Genomic DNA, 15,212 nt, shown 5'->3' with positions numbered 1-15,212 from the left:
GCGGTCTACTCGACGGACGCCGGGTCGACCGCGTCCTGGCCGCTGTCCGTCGGTGTGGCGTCCTCGGGCGCCCCACCGCCGGGGTTCGCCACGACCTCCCACAGGTGGCCGTCCGGGTCCTGGAAGAAGCCGGACCACATGCCCCACGGGCGCGTGTACGGCGGTTCGGGCATCGTGGCGCCCGCTGCCTGTGCTCGCTCGAGGAACGCCTCGGCCTCTGCCTGGCTGCCCGTGAAGTGCCCGATCGTGCTGCTCGGTGCCGTGGCCAGCTGCACGCCGGAGTCCTTCGCCATGTCGTCCCGGCCGTAGACGCTGACGATCAGGCCGTCGTCGAGGGTGAACATCGCCGTGGTGCCGCCGGCCTGCGTCTCGGTGGCGGGGTACTCGGTGCCGATGACGCCGCTGCCCTCGACGCCGAGCAGGGCGCGGTAGAACTCGGCCGATCGAGCGACGTCGGCGACGGCGAGGGTGATGGCGTGCATGCGGCGCACGCTACGCCGGGGCCGCTCGGCCCGTGTCACGCTTTCGGTCAGTCCCCGAGACCCAGGATGAGTCGGCGGAGCAGCCCGGCCAACTGGCCCTGCTCGTCGGCGGAGACCCCGGACAGGATGTCGCGCTCGGCGGCCAGCAGGTCCGCGATCGCCGCGTCCACCGCCACCCGGCCCTTGCCCGTCAGCGAGACGAGGATGCCGCGGCCGTCCTTCGGGTCGGTCCGTCGTCCCACGAAGCCGCGGGCCGCCAGGCGGTCCACCCGGTTCGTCATCGTGCCGCTCGACACCAGGGTCTGCTGCAGCAGGGTCTTCGGGCTCAGCTCGTAGGGCTCACCCGCCCGCCGCAGGGCCGACAGGACGTCGAACTCCCACGGTTCCATGTCGCTCGCGTCGAAGGCCGTCCGCCGGGCGCGGTCCAGGTGCCGGGCGAGCCGGTCCACGCGGGACAGCACCTCGAGCGGGCCGAAGTCCAGGTCGGCACGCTCACGACCCCACGCCGCGACGATGCGATCGACCTCGTCCTCATGCGGCATCCCTCCATCTTGGCCGAACCCGGAGCGGACAGCCAGCCTCGTCGGTCGTGGGAGGATGGAGGAGCACCCCTTGGTGCGTTCCGCCTTGGTGTAATGGCAGCACGACGGCCTTTGGTGCCGTTAGGTCCGGGTTCGAATCCTGGAGGCGGAGCGGGCGGGTCGTCCGTCGCGGCGGGAGCGAAAGCGGGTGTGCGCAGTGACCATCTCGGATGACTTCCACCGCTGGGGCTCGCTGCTGATGGCGCAGCTCGAGGCCGACGCCGTGAACACCGAGTTGCGGCGCTCGCCCGAGGACCGGGACAACCGGAGCACCCACCTGTTGGTGGAGTCCGATCTGATCGCCTACGACTTGCTCGTCTGGGATTCGGGCGACGCCGAGCTCATGGTGTCCGACGAACGGGGAATCGTCCCGACGCACCTCGACATCGGCGCAGACCTGTCGGCCCGTGCACTCTTCGAGCGGTTCGTCAGTGGCGCATCGAGGGCCGCGGGGCGGCGGCTCCAGGGCTGAGGAGACGGCCGGTCACCACGAACTCGGCGCGTAGTCCTTCAGGAAGACACCGAACACGTCCTCGCCCGCTTCGCCGCGGACGATGGGGTCGTAGACGCGGGCTGCCCCGTCGACCAGATCGAGCGGCGCGTGGAAGCCCTCTTCGGCGAGCCGGACCTTCGTGGGGTGCGGCCGTTCGTCGGTGATCCACCCGGTGTCGACGCTCGTCATCAGGATGTTGTCGGTCTCGAACATCTCCTGCGCGCTCGTGCGGGTGAGCATGTTCACGGCAGCCTTCGCCATGTTCGTGTGCGGGTGTCCCGGCCCCTTGTAGGCACGGCCGAAGACCCCTTCCATGGCGCTGACGTTCACCACGTAGGTGCGGCGTCCGGTGCTCGCGGCCATGGCGGGGCGGAGCTTCGAGATGAGGATGAACGGCGCCGTGGTGTTGGCCAGCTGGACCTCGAGCATCTCGAGCGGGTCGACCTCGTCGACCTGCTGGGTCCACGAGTTCTCGTCGTGCAGGTCAGGGACCAGGCCACCGGCGTCGATGGCGGTGCCCAGGGCGAGTCGTTCGAGCGAGCTCGATCCCGGCGCCATCGCCTGTTCGGTCAGTTCGTCGGCCCGGGCTGCGGCGGCCGCGAGGATCGGGTGCGCGGCCACCGAGCGGGCGAGCGCGAGCGGGTGCTGGTCGTTCGTGTGCCCGAAGGTCACGAGTTCGGGCAGTGGTCCGTCGGGCAGCGGCGCGAGTTCCGCGTCGACCAGCGGCTGGTAGGCGCCGGTCGACCGGCGCACGGTCTGCGTGGCGTTGTTGATCAGGATGTCGAGGGGACCGGATGCGGCGACGTCCTCGGCGAGTCCGATCACCTGGGCGGGGTCACGCAGGTCGATGCCGACGACCTTCAGTCGGTCCATCCAGTCGGCGGAGTCGGGCAGGCTCGCGAACCGGCGCACCGCGTCGCGGGGGAACCGCGTGGTGATGGTGGTGTGGGCCCCGTCGCGCAGCAGCCGGAGGGCGATGTACATGCCGATCTTCGCGCGGCCGCCGGTGAGCAGCGCCCGCTTGCCGGTCAGGTCCGTCCGGGCGTCGCGCTTCGCGTGGCTCATGCGAGCGCACGCCGGGCAGAGCTGGTGGTAGAACGCATCGACGACCGTGTAGTGCTGCTTGCACATGTAGCAGGGCCGTGACTTCAGCAGCGTGCCCGCGGTGGTCGAGGCGGTCGAAGCGCTGATCAGGACGCCTCGGGTCTCGTCGTCGATCCGGTCGGCGGCCCCGGTGGCGGTGGCGGCGATCACCCGGCGGTCGGCCTCGGCGATGACGCCGCGCTTCTCGAGACGGTGCGCGCGCTTGACGGCCTTGAACATCTTCGCCGTGGCCTGGCGGACCCGGATGAAGTCCGGGTGCGTCTCGTCGATCGACGGCAGCTGCTCGAGCACCCGGAGCGCGACGGTCAGGTCGTCGGGGTCGATGCCGCTGGGTTCGGGGTGCTCGGAGCTCACACGCGATCCTACGTCGGGACCGAGCGCCGGTCAGACGAGCTGCTGCTCCATGCACACGCTCGTCGGGTCGTCGACGTAGGGGCCGAACCGGGGGATGTCCGCGTACCCGGCCTTCCGGTACAGCGCGATGGCCGCGGCCTGCGGCAGACCGGTCTCGAGCCGGACGGTCCCGATGCCGACCGCGCGGGCCCGGTCGTGCAGGGCGTCGAGCAACCGCGTCCCCACGCCGAGCCCACGCGCGGCGTCGCTCACGAACATGCGCTTGACCTCGCCGGTGCCGTCGCCGGCGTCGACGAGCGCCACCGTGCCGAGGGCGGTGCCGTCCTGGCGCGCCACCAGGAACGTGACGTCGGGCTGGTCCAGGTCGTCGACGTCGAGGGCGTGGTAGTTCTCGGCCGCGTAGAGACTCAGTCCGTAGTCGTCGCCCTGCTGCAGCAGGTGCAGGACGTCGTCCTGTCGGGGGCTCTCGATCCGCACGGTCAGCACCGTCACACAGTAGCGAGGACGACGCGGACAGTGAGCGGATGAGACCCCCGGCCGACGGCGATCAGGCCAGGAGTCCCTCGCTGACCTCCCACAGCCGCCGGGCGTCGTCGGCGTCGAGCATCGCGGAGTTCGCGTCCGACGGGATGCGGTCCGCGGTGAGGGGCAGGACCCGGTCGTCGGTCGCGGCGACGTCGCTGTCCTTCAGGTAGACCCCGCCGACGCCGTCGAGCAGCGGGCTCGCGGCACCGAACACGAGCGTCGCGGCGCCCTGCTCGACGGTCTTCTTGCCGACCTCGGGATCGATGACGGTCGCCCCGTGGTCGTCGACCAGTCCCTGCTCGCGGTACGACGCGAGTACCGCCGGGTCGTGCGGGCCGGGTCCGATGATGACGCCCGGGTGCGCGGCGAAGGCGCGGATGCCCTGGTCGGCGTACCGGCGGTCGAGTTCCACCGTGAACAGGACGTTCGCCCGCTTCGACTGCCCGTACGCGGTGACCGGGTCGTACCCGTGCGCGAACGTCAGGTCGTCCCACCGGATCTGCCCGAACCGCGCCGCACCGGACGTGACGGTCAGGACCCGCGCACCACGGGCCTCCAGGAGGGCGGGGAGGAGCGCCCGCGTGAGCTGGAAGTGCCCCAGGTGCGTCGTCGAGAACGCCAGTTCGTTGCCGCGGTCGTCGAGCCGGCGGTCCGGGGTGAAGAGCATCGCGGCACTGTTCACGAGCATGTGCAGCGGGCGGCCGGAGGCCGACCAGCGCGCGGCGAAGGCGTCGACCGACGAGGGGTCGGTGAGGTCGAGGGCCTCGACGCGGATGCCCGGGATGTCGGCGACGGCGGCGGATGCCCGCTCGACGTCGCGGGAGGCGACGGTGACGTCGGCGCCGGCCGCCGCGAGGGCGCGGCTGGTCTCACGGCCGAGGCGGCTGTGTCCGCCGGTCACGACGACGTTCCGGCCGCTCAGGTCGACGCCGTGCAGGACGTCGGCGGCGGTGGACGCGGCGGTGAACGGAGTGGGCAGGGGGTGCTGGTGGGTGATCACGAGTGGTACTCCTTCGTTTCGATGTGGCCGACGGCGGTGGCGGGGCCGACGGCGTCGGCGACCGCCGACCATGCGTCGGCGTCGAGGCCGAGCGCCGTCCGGAGGAACGCCGTCGTGGTGTGGCGGACGAGGTCCACACGCTCGGGGCTCTCGTCGGTGGTGGCGGTCGACTCGTAGTCCTGGATCCCGCCGAGCAGGTGCTCGCCGCCGTGGACGGTCACCAGGTGCCGCGCGCCGGGGCTCAGGTGGTAGACGTCGGTGAACCAGTCCGGGCCTCGGGTCGAGAGCTGGGACTGGTCGTGGTCGCCGGCGACGACGAGTGACGGGGTGTGCAGCTGGCTGAAGTCGGGGCTCATGAACGCGAAGTGCTCCTGCGCGAACGGCGCGAGGTCGCCGCGCGCGATCCCGGTGGTGGACAGCAGGACCCCGGCGCGCACGCGGTGGTCGGTGCGGTCCTCGCCCGGCCGCCCGTCGGCGTCCAGGACGCGGGCCCCGAGCAGCATGCCCACGGACTGTCCGCCCCGCGAGTGTCCGACCGCGGCGATGCGGGCGGTGTCGACGCGTCCGCTCAGGCCGGGGACCGCATCGATGATCTGGTCGAGGTCGTCGAGCACCCGCTCGAGGTCGTCGACGCGCGTCTGCCAGATGGTCGGGTAGCGCGGGTCCTCGAACGTCAGCCCGTAGGCCTTCGCGTCGAGGAACGTCGGTTGGACGACGACGAAGCCGTTCGCGGTCCAGTGGTCGACCAGGGGGTCGCCGCCGGTCATGGACTGGCCGAAGCCGTGGGCGAAGACGATGACGGGCAGGTCCGTTCCGGTCGTCGGTGCGGTGATCCGGACCTCGAGGTCCTGACCGCGCGAGGGTGCGGGGAGTGTGACGGGGCGCACGCTGATGACCTGCGGTCGAGGTGCTGTGGGTGCCATGTGGGCCTTTCCGGGATGCGGTGTCGCCCGTGGTCGGAGCGATCGTCGTCCGAAACGGAGCGACGTTCCGGAACGATACGGAACAGCGATCCGGATTGCAAGAGGAAGCGGAGCACTGTTCCGCATCGCGTCGGTGTCGTGCGATGATCGACGCATGAGCACCCCGTCGCCCGACCCCGCGCCGCGTCGCCGTCGCGACGTCGAGCGCAACGAGCGCACGATCCTCGACGCCGCTGCCGCGGTCTTCGCCGCCTCGGGCGTCGGCGCACCGGTGCGCGAGGTCGCGACCGCCGCGGGGGTCGGGGTCGGCACGCTCTACCGGCACTTCCCGACCCGTTCGGACCTGGTCGTCGCCGTCTACCGGCACCAGATCGAGGCCCTGGTCGACGCGGGGCCGGCGCTGCTCGACTCGGAGCCGACACCGTTCGCCGCCCTGCTGCGCTGGGTGCACCAGTTCGTCGACTTCCTCGGCACCAAGCACGGTCTGGCGCGCGTCTGGGAGGGCGACGCCGACGGCTTCACGGCGCTGCACACCCTGTTCGTCGACGAGCTCGTGCCCGTGCTCGGCCGGCTGCTCGACGCCGCGCGGGCGTCCGGCGAGGTGGCCGCGCCGACCCCGCCGTACCAGCTGCTCCGGGCCGTCGGCGACCTGGTGGCGTGGAGCCCCCAGGACCCCGACTACGACGTCCGGACGATCGTGACCCTCCTGGTCACCGGGCTGCGGCAGGCGCAGCCGACGGTGGCCGACAGCGCGTAGCCGGCCACGTGCACTGGTCGCGACCGGCACCGGACTGGAGGCGCGGGGCGGGCCCGTCACGCGCCTCCCGTCCGGCATCGTGACCGTCTCGGGCCGCACCAGCGCCGTCGGGGCCGGTCCGGGCCCTACGATCGTCCCGACGGAGGGGGACCACCATGACGGAACTGGCGGACTGGGAGACCGAGGGGGCCAGGGCTCGTCCGGCTCGACCGGGTGACCACGAACCGGCGCCGGCCGCGCTGCGGGCCCTGACGATCATCGGGGTGTTGTTCCTGATCGCCGCGGGCTGCGTGTTCGTCGCGACGGCGTTCCTCCCCACGTCCGACGAGACGGCCGTGCCGGACGGCCTTCGACTGCTGATGGCGACGGTCGTGTCGGTCAGCATCGCCGTGGTCGGCGTGGTCGCCCTGCTGCTCCGACTCGTCGCCGGGGTGCTCGTCCGCCGCTGACGGCCGGCTCAGCGTCGGCCCGGCTCCGCGGGGTCGGACTCGGTGTCCCCGTGCTCCGGCAGCACGTCGACGTCGGTGACCGTGTACCCGAGCGGCACCTGGCCCAGCGCGAGCAGGAGCGCCGTCCGCCGGTCGTCGTGCTCGGTCTCGATCACCCGTCGCTCGGTCGGGACGACGACGAGTCGGACCCGGTGCGTCACGGGTGCCCCCACGCGGCGGTGCCGCGCAGGCGTCGCCCGGCGTGCTGACCAAGTCGCCGACGCAGCAGCAGGTGGCGGACCGCGAGCAGGTGCGGGAACTCGACGAGCATGCCGACGACGATCGCCGTGGTGACCAGCGGCTGGTGGGGGAGTGCGGCGCTCGTCAGCCCGATCATCAGGGGTGCGTTGCGGGCCGCCGTCGTCATCGCGAGCAGCGCCGACCGCGGGTACGACAGGGCGGCGAGGCGTGACGCCCACTCGGCTGCGATGAACATCACGGCGAAGAAGACCACCGCGCACCCCAGTACGGCGACGAACACCGGCAGGTTCGCCAGCAGCAGCCCGATGTGCGAGGCGAAGAGCCCGGCGACCATCGCGCCCACGATCCAGGGGACCGCGCGGCCGGGCAGGGCGGCGGCGCGGGCTCGAGCGCCGTCCGGCAGGAGCGAGATCCCGAGGCAGATCACCACGGCGATCGCGGCGGGCAGGACGAACCACTGCAGCAGGGTGCCGATGGTGCCCACGGCATCGATGCCGGCGTTGCCGCCCAGGACCGTGATCCACACCGGGAACAGCAGCAGCTGGGTGACCATGTTGATCGGCAGCAGGGTCGCCCCCACGGCGGTGTCCCCGTCGCTCAGGCGGGTGAACGCCAGGAACCAGTCGGTGCAGGGCGCCAGGAAGTACAGCATCACGCCGAGCTGGACGGCCGGGTGCCCGGGCAGGGCCACGCGGGTGAGCAGGAACGCGACGAGCGGGGCGAGCAGGAAGTTCATGCTCCAGGCGATGCCGATGACCTTCCAGGCGCCGGGCGTCCGTGGGAGGCGGTGCAGGGGGACGTCGACGAACAGGGCGATGACCAGGGTGATCACCAACGCGTCCACCACCGAGCCCATCGCGTCGCCGGCCGAGGGTGAGACGCCGCCGATCACCGACCCGACCAGGATGGCGCCGCCGACGATCGCGGGGGTGGCCCAGAGTCGTGCACCGGCGGGGCGGGCGGCCCGCTGTGCCGGCATCAGCACGCGCATTCGACACCACAGCAGCTCAGGTCGTCGGTGAGCATCCCGGCGTCGTCCCACTCCTGCAGGGCACCGCAGTCGCGCCCTGCTCGTTCGCCGATGACGCGGGCGACGTGGGCGAACCGCTGCCGGAACTTGTAGACGAAGCAGAACTGCAGTGCGCCGTGCCGGAGCGCGGTGCCGGCCAGGAAGAGTCCGGGCGTGGTGGTCGACTCGTCGTCCTCGGTGAGCAGCGGCCAGCCGTCCGCGCGGGTGTCGAACAGGCTCGTTGCCGGCCCGAGCCCCGGGCCGTACCCGGTGGCGAGGATCGGTGGCGCGTCCGCGACCAGGGCGGTCCGTCCGGCGACCCCGACGGTGAACCCGTCTCCGGATCGTTTGATGCCGGTGACCTGGCCGTCGTCGACCAGGGTGAGGCGTCCGCTGGCCCGCGCGGCCGCGAGTCGTTGACGGGTCCGCGGGGCGAGGCGGAACGACGGGTCCGACCCGCTGCCGGCGTCCCAGGGGTGGGACGGGTCGACGACCGTCACCGTCGCCCCCTGTTCGACGTGGTGGCACGCCAGGTCGATGCCCGACTCGAAGCCACCCACGACCACCACGTGTCCGGACCGCGCCACCCAGGCTGCCTCGGCGGACGCGTGCACCCCGAGCGAGGTGCCCGCGCAGCGGGGCAGGATCGGGTCGGAGAACTCGCCGCCGGCCCAGACCACGTTCCGGGTGATGACGGGGCCGCGGCTCGTGGTCACGCGGAAGCCGTCGTCGTCCGGCTCGATGCGCTCGACCTCGGTGTCGAGCAGGGTCGGCAGGTGGAAGGCCGCGACGACGCCACGCAGGTACCGGGCGTACTCGGGCCCGGAGGGGTAGTCGGTCCCCAGGCTGTAGGCGGGTGAGGTGCGCGGGTGGACCGCGTTGAGGTCGGTGGCCCCGAACCCGTTGCCGGTGAAGGACGGCGTCAGGAACCGCTGGTGCTCCGGCCACCGACGGAACGTGTCCCCGACGACGCCGCGTTCGACGACGCCGAACAGCAGGCCGTCGACGGCGTGGAGTGCCAGGCCGGTGCCGACGCCGGCCGGTCCGGCTCCGACCACGAGGGCGTCGAGGGTCTCGGTGGGGTGTGGTGCTGGCATGGGGTCGGTCTTCCCAGCAGCTGCGGCTGCGTCGATGGAACGGCCACCGTGGTGTGGTCGCTGCACACCATCTTAGTGAGAACCGTTATCAACATGCCATCACGGCATCAGCCGACCGGTGTCGAGTACAGGACTGCCAGGGTCGCCACCAGTCCGACGACCACGATGCCGAGGTCGAGCAGGGCCAGGGTGACGAGTCGGGTGCGCTGCGGCCGGACGGCGGCGCGCACCACGACCATCGTCACGAACAACACGACGACGAGCACGAGCGCCGGCCAGCCGATCGCCGGCGCCCGGATCGCCATGAGGACCATCACCGCGGCGACGATCACGGCCGTGACGGCTCCCCACACGAGCCAGTTCGAGCCCGAGGCCGTCCGGAGTGCGGGCTGGTCGCCGACGCGGGTGGGATCGGGGCGGCGGGGCTGTTCGTCGGACACGAGCCGGACGGTACGCGGCGGCCCCTGCCCGTGCCCGCAGCCGCGCGGCCACGAGAGGATGGGGTTGTGCACACCGCCGCGACCATCCTCGACGCCGTCGTCCGGCACATCGACACCACCGGGTTCGCCGCACACGGCATCCACGTGCGCACGCGGACTGCGGCTCCGGGCGCCGAGAGCACCGCGGACGACGTCGCCGAGCACCACTGGACCCCCGACGTCCGACGCGAGATCCACTCCGCCGCGAAGGGCGTCTGCGTCCTGGCCACCGGCATCGCGGCCGACGACGGCCTGGTCGACGTCGACGAACCGATCGCGACGTCCCTGGTCGGCACCGGCCTCGGTACGGAGACCGGGCTCGCGCTCGGCGACGGCGTCGACCGGGTCACCCTCCGCCACCTGCTCACCATGACCAGCGGGATCGACATGCCCTGGTCGGCGACCGAGCTGACGGACTGGCCGGACCTGGCGGCCGAGTTCCTGCGGCGACCGTCCCGCGGCCGGGTGTTCCAGTACGCGAACGCCAGCACCTACACGGCGATGCGCGTGCTCGAGACCCGGGTCGGCGACGTCGGCGCGTTCGTCACCGAGCGACTGTTCGCGCCGCTGGGAATCCAGGACGTCGAGTGGCAACGCTGCCCGAACGGGTTCGTCGCCGGCGGCGAGGGACTGTCGCTCCGAACCGAGGAGCTCGCCCGCATCGGACGCCTGATCCGCGACCGCGGGGTCGTCGACGGACAGCGGATCGTCAGCGCGCGGTGGTGCGACGCGATGCACACCGACTGGGTCGAGCGCGAGGGGACCGGGCCCGGCTACGAGCGGTACGCGATGGCTGGGTGGGGTGGTCCCGGCCGACTCTGGCGGCTGCACGGTGCGTACGGTCAGATGCTGCTGTTCGATGAGACCGAGGCGAGCAACGACTCCGGCACCGTCGTCACCATCACCGCCGACGACCACTTCGGCGCCGACGCGCTCGCCGCCTTCGTCGCCGACGAGCTGGCCCGCCAGGACCCCCGCCGCTAGCACCGTCGACGATCCGACCTGCACGTCCGCGCGCGCCCGGCGTGGGAGGATCGATCAGTGCAGCAGCAACCCGTCGCGATCATCATCGCGGCCATGAGCGAAGAGGTCTCGGCCTTCGCCGACCTGTTCGGCGGTGTCCCGGTCCTCGACGGCCCCGTCGGTGGCCACGACCCGCACCAGCTGCTCGACATCGGCGGCGCCACGGTCGTCGTGCGCCGCAGCGGCATCGGCTTCACGAACGCCACGGCCGCGGTCGCCCACGGCTTCCACGACTTCGGCCCGGGCATCCCGGTGATCAGCGTCGGGACCGCCGGCGGGCTCATGCACGGTGTCGCCATCGGTGACGTCGTGGTCGGCGACCGGTACGTCAACCTCAACGCGGACGCCACCGCGTTCGGCTACGCCCTGGGCCAGGTCCCCGGCATGCCGACCGGCTACGCGCCGGACGCCCGGCTCGTCGAACTCGCGATGGGTGCCGACATCGCGTGGCCCCTGCGGTCGGCGACGATCGGCTCGAGCGAGGTCTTCGTGACCGAAGGCCGTGCCCGCGCGCTCCGGGTCGCGTTCCCCGAGGTGGCCGCGGTCGACATGGAGTCGGCCGCGATCGCGCAGTTCGCCCACGTGCACGACATGCCGTTCGTGTCGGTCCGGTGCATCAGCGACCTCTGCGCGCCGGACGGCGCCGAGTTCCGTGAGCACCTGGACGACGCCGCGGCACGCGCAGCGCGCGTGGTCCACGACCTGGTGCTCGGCCTGCGTTCCTGAGTCCGCCAGCGCGCTCCCTCAGCCAGCCCGAGTGCCGGCGCTCACGCGACGACTCCCACGGCACGGAGGCGTCGGACGGCGAGCCGGTCGGCAGCTCCGGGCGCTGCGCCGAGGGCGTGCGACGCGATCGTGACGTCGCCGTGACGGAGCAGGCAGACGCCGGCGTCCCGTGTCTGCCCGCTGTGCCAGATCAGCCCGTCGCGGTGCTCCCACGCCAGGAAGTCCGGCTCGATGCGTCCGATCCCCACGCCGAAGCGCAGGAGGTCGGACATGGTCGACCAGATCCCGGCGGCCGGTGCGTAGGGACCTGATCCGACGGTCCAGGGTTCACGGGGACGGCCCCGCCACGACCGGAGCAGGGTTCGTCGTTCGGGTGCCGGGTCGAGGGTGGCGCTGGTGATGCCGAGCGGAGCCAGGACCGTCCGCTCGGCGACCGTGGACCATGCCTCCTGCGCGACGTGCTCGAGCAGCCGACCGAGCACCGCGTAGCCGAGGTTGGAGTAGTCCCGCTCACCCGGTGTCGTCGGGGTCTGGCGCAGCGCACGCGTGATGTCCGCCTCGGACACGTCCGCGTACGGGTCGCCGACGATCCCGGCCGACATGCCCTGGTGCACACGGGGCAGGCCCGAGCGGTGTCGGATCAAGTCGTCGACCGTGTAGGTGGCGTCGTCGGGGACGTCCGGCAACAGGTCCCGGGCGGGGGTGTCCCGTGGGATGTCCCGTTCAGCGAGGAGGACGAGCACGGCGGCGGCGGTCACGGTCTTCGTGACGCTCGCCCACTCCACCAGCGCGTCCGCTTCGTAGCGATCGCCGAGCTCTGCGGTGACTTCGTCCCCTGTGTCGATGATCACGGCTCGGTTCGCAGCGGCCACGCTCGTCCTCCTGATCTGGTCGAAGCCACCATGATCGCAGCCGGTCATGCGGGGGATCCTCGTTCCGCGTGGACGAGCACCAGGTGCCGGAGGGGCGCGTTCCGGCCCTCGGCACGGCCGGAATTGCGTTCCACGGACGTTCCGGGACGGATCGCGAACTCGCCTCCGAGGCCCTCGCTAGCCTCCATCCCGGGGGGTCAAGGAACCACGGCCAATCACACAGGGAGATCAGCCATGAGCGCCTACACGAGCGACGAGAACGTCGAACCTGCACGCATCACCACCTTCAAGCGCGTCCGCAAGCAGTGGCGTCGGACGGGTGAGGTCGGCTACACGCACAGTGGCAGCGACTTCTTCCGCGACGACGCTCCGGAAGCGGTCCAGCGGTAACCAGCGGCAGCCACGAAGTGCCCGCCAGGAGCGATCCTGGCGGGCACTTCTGCGTCAGCGACCGAGCTGGTCCCGCAGGTACGGGGCGGTCCGGCTGGTCGTCGAGGCGGCGACCTCGACGGGCGTGCCGGAGGCGACCACCTGGCCACCCTCGACACCGCCGGACGGGCCCATGTCGATGACGTGGTCGGCGCTCGCGACGACGTCCATGGCGTGCTCCACCACGACGACCGTGTTGCCCGCGTCGGTCAGGCGGGCGAGCTGGGCGGTGAGCAGCTCGACGTCGGCCGGGTGCAGGCCGGTGGTGGGCTCGTCGAGCAGGTACAGCGTGTGGCCGGTCCGCGCACGCTGCAGTTCCGTGGCGAGCTTGATGCGCTGCGCCTCGCCGCCGGACAGTTCCGGGGCGGGCTGGCCGAGCCGCAGGTAGCCGAGGCCGACCTCGCGGAGGGTCTCGAGTCCGCGCCCGGCTGCGGGCAGGGACGCCAGGAACGGCGCCGCTTCGTCGACGGTCATGCCGAGGACGTCGGCGATGGACGCCCCGTTCCACCGGACCTCGAGCGTGTCGGCGGTGTAGCGGGAGCCGTGGCACTCGGGGCACGGGGCCCAGCTGCCCGGCAGGAAGAGGAGTTCGACGGACACCGACCCCTCGCCCTGGCAGACCTCGCACCGGCCGCCGGCGACGTTGAACGAGAACCGCCCGGCGCCCCAACCGCGGGCCTTGGCCTCGTCGGTCTGAGCGAAGGCGGCCCGGACCGCGTCGAACAGGCCGGTGTAGGTGGCGAGGTTCGAGCGGGGCGTCCGGCCGATCGGCTTCTGGTCGACCTGCACGACGCGGTCGATGAGCGGGTGCGACGTCGCGACACCGGGCAGCACGCCACCGACGAGTGACGACTTGCCGGAGCCGCTGACCCCGGTGACCGCGGTGAGCACACCGAGCGGTAGGTCGACGTCGAGCCCACGCAGGTTGTGCAGGGTGAGGTCGCGGAGTTCGAGCGTGCCGATCGGGGTCCGGACGGCGCGGTCGGCGGTCGGCTGCCGGGGCTCCAGGAAGCGCCGGGTGACCGACGCCTCGACCTCGGCCAGGCCGGCGACCGGGCCGCTGTACAGGACGGTGCCGCCACCGGTGCCCGCACGGGGGCCGACGTCGACGATCCAGTCGGCTCGGCGCACGATGCTCATGTCGTGCTCGACGACGAAGACGCTGTTGCCGCCGGCACGCAGGTCGTCGAGGACGTCGACGAGGGACTCGGCATCGGCGGGGTGCAGCCCGGCGCTCGGTTCGTCGAGCACGTAGACGACGCCGAACAGGCCGGAGCGCAGCTGCGTCGCGATCCGCAGCCGCTGGCTCTCACCGGGGGAGAGCGTCGGGGTGGCGCGGTCGAGCGCCAGGTACCCGAGACCCAGGCCGACCAGCACCTCGACACGGGTGAGCAGGTCGCGCGAGATCGCCACGGCGACCTCGGTGTGCTCGCCGGACGATGCCCGCGACGTCGCCGCTGCCGCGTCCGTGATCGCCGCGATCGGGCGCAGGACGTCGGCGAGGCCAGTCAGCGGCAGCGCGTTCAGCTCGGCGATCGAGTGGCCGCCGATCGTCACGGCGAGGGCGGCTCGGGTCAGGCCGGTGCCGCCGCAGAGCCCGCAAGGGCCGGACTCGACGAACTGCAGCACCTTCTTGCGCTGGGTCTCGCTCTGCGAGTCGGCGAGGGTGTGCAGCACGAACTGGCGAGCGCTCCAGAACCGGCCCTTGTATGGCTTGGCCACGCGGTCGCGCTTCGGCTGCACCTGCACGACGGGCTGTTCCTCGGTGAAGAGCAGCCAGTCACGGTCCTCGCGCGACAGCTCACGCCACGGGCGCTCGATGTCGTAGCCGAGCACCGCGGTGACGTCCCGCAGGTTCTTGCCCTGCCACGCACCGGGCCAGGCGGTGATCGCGCCGTCGCGGATGCTCAGCGACGGATCGTGCACGGCCGATGCCTCGGTGACCTCGTGCGCGGTCCCGATGCCGTGGCACCGCGGGCAGGCGCCGGCGACGGTGTTCGGCGAGAAAGAGTCCGACTCGAGCCGGTCGGCGCCGGACGGGTACGTGCCGGCGCGCGAGTAGAGCATGCGCATCGAGTTCGACAGCGTGGTCATGGTGCCGACGGTGGAACGGGAGCTCGGGGCGCCGCGACGCTGCTGCAGGGCGACGGCGGGCGGCAGTCCGGTGATCGAGTCGACGTGCGGGGTGGACCCCTGCGCGATCAACCGCCGCGCGTACGGGGCGACGGACTCGAGGAACCGGCGCTGGGCCTCGGCGAAGACGGTGCCGAAGGCGAGTGAGGACTTGCCGGAGCCGGAGACGCCGGTGAACGCGACGATCCGGTCGCGGGGGATGTCCACGTCGACGTCGCGCAGGTTGTTCTCGCGGGCACCACGGACGCGGATGAAGTCGTCCGGCCCGGGTCGGTCGTCGGTCTGGGTCGAGCGAGGAGCGGGCATTCGCTCGATCGTAGGCTCGGCCACTGGGAGAAGCAGTACCGGTGCGGAACCGCGAACGACGAAGAGCCGCTCCGCCCTGATCGGCGGAGCGACTCTTCGCGTCGTGCGGTGTTGCGGCAGGTGTTACTTGATCTGTGCGGTGATGGTGGCGGTGCCGACGAGGAGGCCGCGCTTGACGGCGTCGGTGCCGAAGGTCTTGTTCAGCAGGCCGGCGGCGTCTTCGGAGATGT

18 protein-coding genes and 1 tRNA gene are annotated in these 15,212 nt (G+C 72.1%); 7 read left to right on the top strand and 12 right to left on the bottom strand.

The annotated features are described in order from the left end of the window. Positions 1–5 precede the first annotated feature (5 nt). Together DEJ12_RS16410 and DEJ12_RS16405 are read right to left on the bottom strand one after the other, a co-directional pair. Positions 6–482, bottom strand: a complete 477-nt coding sequence (locus DEJ12_RS16410; RefSeq protein ID WP_146245136.1) for a VOC family protein — start codon at positions 480–482, stop codon at positions 6–8. A gap of 47 nt (positions 483–529) precedes the next feature. Continuing rightward, positions 530–1,024 carry a MarR family winged helix-turn-helix transcriptional regulator gene (locus tag DEJ12_RS16405; RefSeq protein ID WP_027465090.1) on the bottom strand — a complete coding sequence of 165 codons (495 nt, stop codon included), beginning with the start codon at positions 1,022–1,024 and terminating at the stop codon, positions 530–532. A gap of 79 nt (positions 1,025–1,103) precedes the next feature. On the opposite strand from DEJ12_RS16405, the gene DEJ12_RS16400 reads away from it, so the two are divergent. Both DEJ12_RS16400 and DEJ12_RS16395 read left to right on the top strand, forming a co-directional pair. Next, a tRNA-Gln gene (locus DEJ12_RS16400) sits at positions 1,104–1,175 on the top strand. 45 nt (positions 1,176–1,220) lie between these two features. Continuing rightward, the gene (locus tag DEJ12_RS16395) at positions 1,221–1,535 is read left to right on the top strand and encodes a hypothetical protein (RefSeq protein WP_111030800.1); all 315 of its coding nucleotides are present in this window, start codon (positions 1,221–1,223) and stop codon (positions 1,533–1,535) included. A gap of 12 nt (positions 1,536–1,547) precedes the next feature. On the opposite strand, the gene DEJ12_RS16390 is transcribed toward DEJ12_RS16395, so the two are convergent. The 4 genes from DEJ12_RS16390 to DEJ12_RS16375 all read right to left on the bottom strand — a co-directional run bounded on the left by DEJ12_RS16390 (position 1,548) and on the right by DEJ12_RS16375 (position 5,462). Continuing rightward, positions 1,548–3,014 carry an SDR family oxidoreductase gene (locus tag DEJ12_RS16390; protein WP_111030798.1) on the bottom strand — a complete coding sequence of 489 codons (1,467 nt, stop codon included), beginning with the start codon at positions 3,012–3,014 and terminating at the stop codon, positions 1,548–1,550. 30 nt (positions 3,015–3,044) lie between these two features. Further along, positions 3,045–3,500: a GNAT family N-acetyltransferase gene (locus DEJ12_RS16385; RefSeq protein ID WP_258370662.1), complete on the bottom strand. Its 456-nt coding sequence runs from the start codon at positions 3,498–3,500 to the stop codon at positions 3,045–3,047. Positions 3,501–3,561: 61 nt separating this feature from the next. Next, entirely contained in the window at positions 3,562–4,539 is a 978-nt protein-coding gene (locus tag DEJ12_RS16380; RefSeq protein ID WP_111030795.1) for an SDR family NAD(P)-dependent oxidoreductase, read from the bottom strand. Continuing rightward, positions 4,536–5,462, bottom strand: a complete 927-nt coding sequence (locus tag DEJ12_RS16375; RefSeq protein ID WP_181433195.1) for a chlorophyllase — start codon at positions 5,460–5,462, stop codon at positions 4,536–4,538. The genes DEJ12_RS16380 and DEJ12_RS16375 overlap by 4 nt, the downstream gene beginning before the upstream one ends. Before the next feature lie 154 nt (positions 5,463–5,616). Here DEJ12_RS16375 and DEJ12_RS16370 point away from each other — a divergent pair, with 154 nt between their 5' ends. Beyond that, positions 5,617–6,219 carry a TetR/AcrR family transcriptional regulator gene (locus DEJ12_RS16370; RefSeq protein WP_111030793.1) on the top strand — a complete coding sequence of 201 codons (603 nt, stop codon included), beginning with the start codon at positions 5,617–5,619 and terminating at the stop codon, positions 6,217–6,219. A gap of 155 nt (positions 6,220–6,374) precedes the next feature. After that, the gene (locus tag DEJ12_RS16365) at positions 6,375–6,668 is read left to right on the top strand and encodes a hypothetical protein (protein ID WP_111030792.1); all 294 of its coding nucleotides are present in this window, start codon (positions 6,375–6,377) and stop codon (positions 6,666–6,668) included. Between the two features lie 8 nt (positions 6,669–6,676). Here the strand turns inward: DEJ12_RS16365 and DEJ12_RS16360 are convergent, their stop codons facing one another. The 4 genes from DEJ12_RS16360 to DEJ12_RS16345 form a co-directional block, all read right to left on the bottom strand. Next, on the bottom strand, positions 6,677–6,868 hold the full coding sequence (locus DEJ12_RS16360) for a hypothetical protein (protein WP_146243421.1): 192 nt from the start codon (positions 6,866–6,868) through the stop codon (positions 6,677–6,679). Further along, complete coding sequence (locus tag DEJ12_RS16355; protein ID WP_181433196.1) at positions 6,865–7,887, bottom strand: arsenic resistance protein; 1,023 nt, start codon at positions 7,885–7,887, stop codon at positions 6,865–6,867. The genes DEJ12_RS16360 and DEJ12_RS16355 overlap by 4 nt, the downstream gene beginning before the upstream one ends. Continuing rightward, on the bottom strand, positions 7,887–9,014 hold the full coding sequence (locus tag DEJ12_RS16350; RefSeq protein ID WP_181433197.1) for an NAD(P)/FAD-dependent oxidoreductase: 1,128 nt from the start codon (positions 9,012–9,014) through the stop codon (positions 7,887–7,889). The genes DEJ12_RS16355 and DEJ12_RS16350 overlap by 1 nt, the downstream gene beginning before the upstream one ends. A 107-nt stretch (positions 9,015–9,121) precedes the next feature. After that, complete coding sequence (locus DEJ12_RS16345; protein WP_111025009.1) at positions 9,122–9,454, bottom strand: hypothetical protein; 333 nt, start codon at positions 9,452–9,454, stop codon at positions 9,122–9,124. Between the two features lie 66 nt (positions 9,455–9,520). Between DEJ12_RS16345 and DEJ12_RS16340 the strand changes: the two genes are divergently transcribed. Both DEJ12_RS16340 and mtnN read left to right on the top strand, forming a co-directional pair. Further along, on the top strand, positions 9,521–10,477 hold the full coding sequence (locus tag DEJ12_RS16340; protein WP_111030788.1) for a serine hydrolase: 957 nt from the start codon (positions 9,521–9,523) through the stop codon (positions 10,475–10,477). Between the two features lie 57 nt (positions 10,478–10,534). Next, positions 10,535–11,242, top strand: a complete 708-nt coding sequence (gene mtnN / locus DEJ12_RS16335; RefSeq protein WP_110864380.1) for a 5'-methylthioadenosine/S-adenosylhomocysteine nucleosidase — start codon at positions 10,535–10,537, stop codon at positions 11,240–11,242. Between the two features lie 41 nt (positions 11,243–11,283). On the opposite strand, the gene DEJ12_RS16330 is transcribed toward mtnN, so the two are convergent. Next, complete coding sequence (locus tag DEJ12_RS16330; protein WP_111030787.1) at positions 11,284–12,162, bottom strand: serine hydrolase; 879 nt, start codon at positions 12,160–12,162, stop codon at positions 11,284–11,286. Between the two features lie 186 nt (positions 12,163–12,348). Between DEJ12_RS16330 and DEJ12_RS18140 the strand changes: the two genes are divergently transcribed. Next, on the top strand, positions 12,349–12,504 hold the full coding sequence (locus tag DEJ12_RS18140) for a hypothetical protein (protein WP_155896774.1): 156 nt from the start codon (positions 12,349–12,351) through the stop codon (positions 12,502–12,504). 54 nt (positions 12,505–12,558) lie between these two features. Here the strand turns inward: DEJ12_RS18140 and DEJ12_RS16325 are convergent, their stop codons facing one another. Further along, entirely contained in the window at positions 12,559–14,982 is a 2,424-nt protein-coding gene (locus DEJ12_RS16325) for an excinuclease ABC subunit UvrA (RefSeq protein ID WP_111030786.1), read from the bottom strand. Positions 14,983–15,212 lie beyond the last annotated feature (230 nt).

The sequence above is a fragment of the Curtobacterium sp. MCLR17_059 genome, assembly GCF_003234665.1.
In the GTDB taxonomy this organism is placed as follows: Bacteria; Actinomycetota; Actinomycetes; order Actinomycetales; family Microbacteriaceae; genus Curtobacterium; species Curtobacterium flaccumfaciens.
The sequence above is the reverse complement of the archived record's forward strand: the minus strand, read 5'-3'. Positions and strand labels throughout refer to the sequence as shown.

Bases quoted from the DNA above. Each gene is read 5' to 3' on its own strand.
- DEJ12_RS16410 (WP_146245136.1), bottom strand. From the start codon at position 482: ATGCACGCCATCACCCTCGCCGTCGCCGACGTCGCTCGATCGGCCGAG.
- DEJ12_RS16405 (WP_027465090.1), bottom strand. From the start codon at position 1,024: ATGCCGCATGAGGACGAGGTCGATCGCATCGTCGCGGCGTGGGGTCGT.
- DEJ12_RS16375 (WP_181433195.1), bottom strand. From the start codon at position 5,462: ATGGCACCCACAGCACCTCGACCGCAGGTCATCAGCGTGCGCCCCGTC.
- DEJ12_RS16370 (WP_111030793.1), top strand. From the start codon at position 5,617: ATGAGCACCCCGTCGCCCGACCCCGCGCCGCGTCGCCGTCGCGACGTC.
- DEJ12_RS16365 (WP_111030792.1), top strand. From the start codon at position 6,375: ATGACGGAACTGGCGGACTGGGAGACCGAGGGGGCCAGGGCTCGTCCG.
- DEJ12_RS16355 (WP_181433196.1), bottom strand. From the start codon at position 7,887: ATGCCGGCACAGCGGGCCGCCCGCCCCGCCGGTGCACGACTCTGGGCC.
- DEJ12_RS16350 (WP_181433197.1), bottom strand. From the start codon at position 9,014: ATGCCAGCACCACACCCCACCGAGACCCTCGACGCCCTCGTGGTCGGA.
- DEJ12_RS16330 (WP_111030787.1), bottom strand. From the start codon at position 12,162: ATGACCGGCTGCGATCATGGTGGCTTCGACCAGATCAGGAGGACGAGC.
- DEJ12_RS18140 (WP_155896774.1), top strand. From the start codon at position 12,349: ATGAGCGCCTACACGAGCGACGAGAACGTCGAACCTGCACGCATCACC.
- DEJ12_RS16325 (WP_111030786.1), bottom strand. From the start codon at position 14,982: ATGCCCGCTCCTCGCTCGACCCAGACCGACGACCGACCCGGGCCGGAC.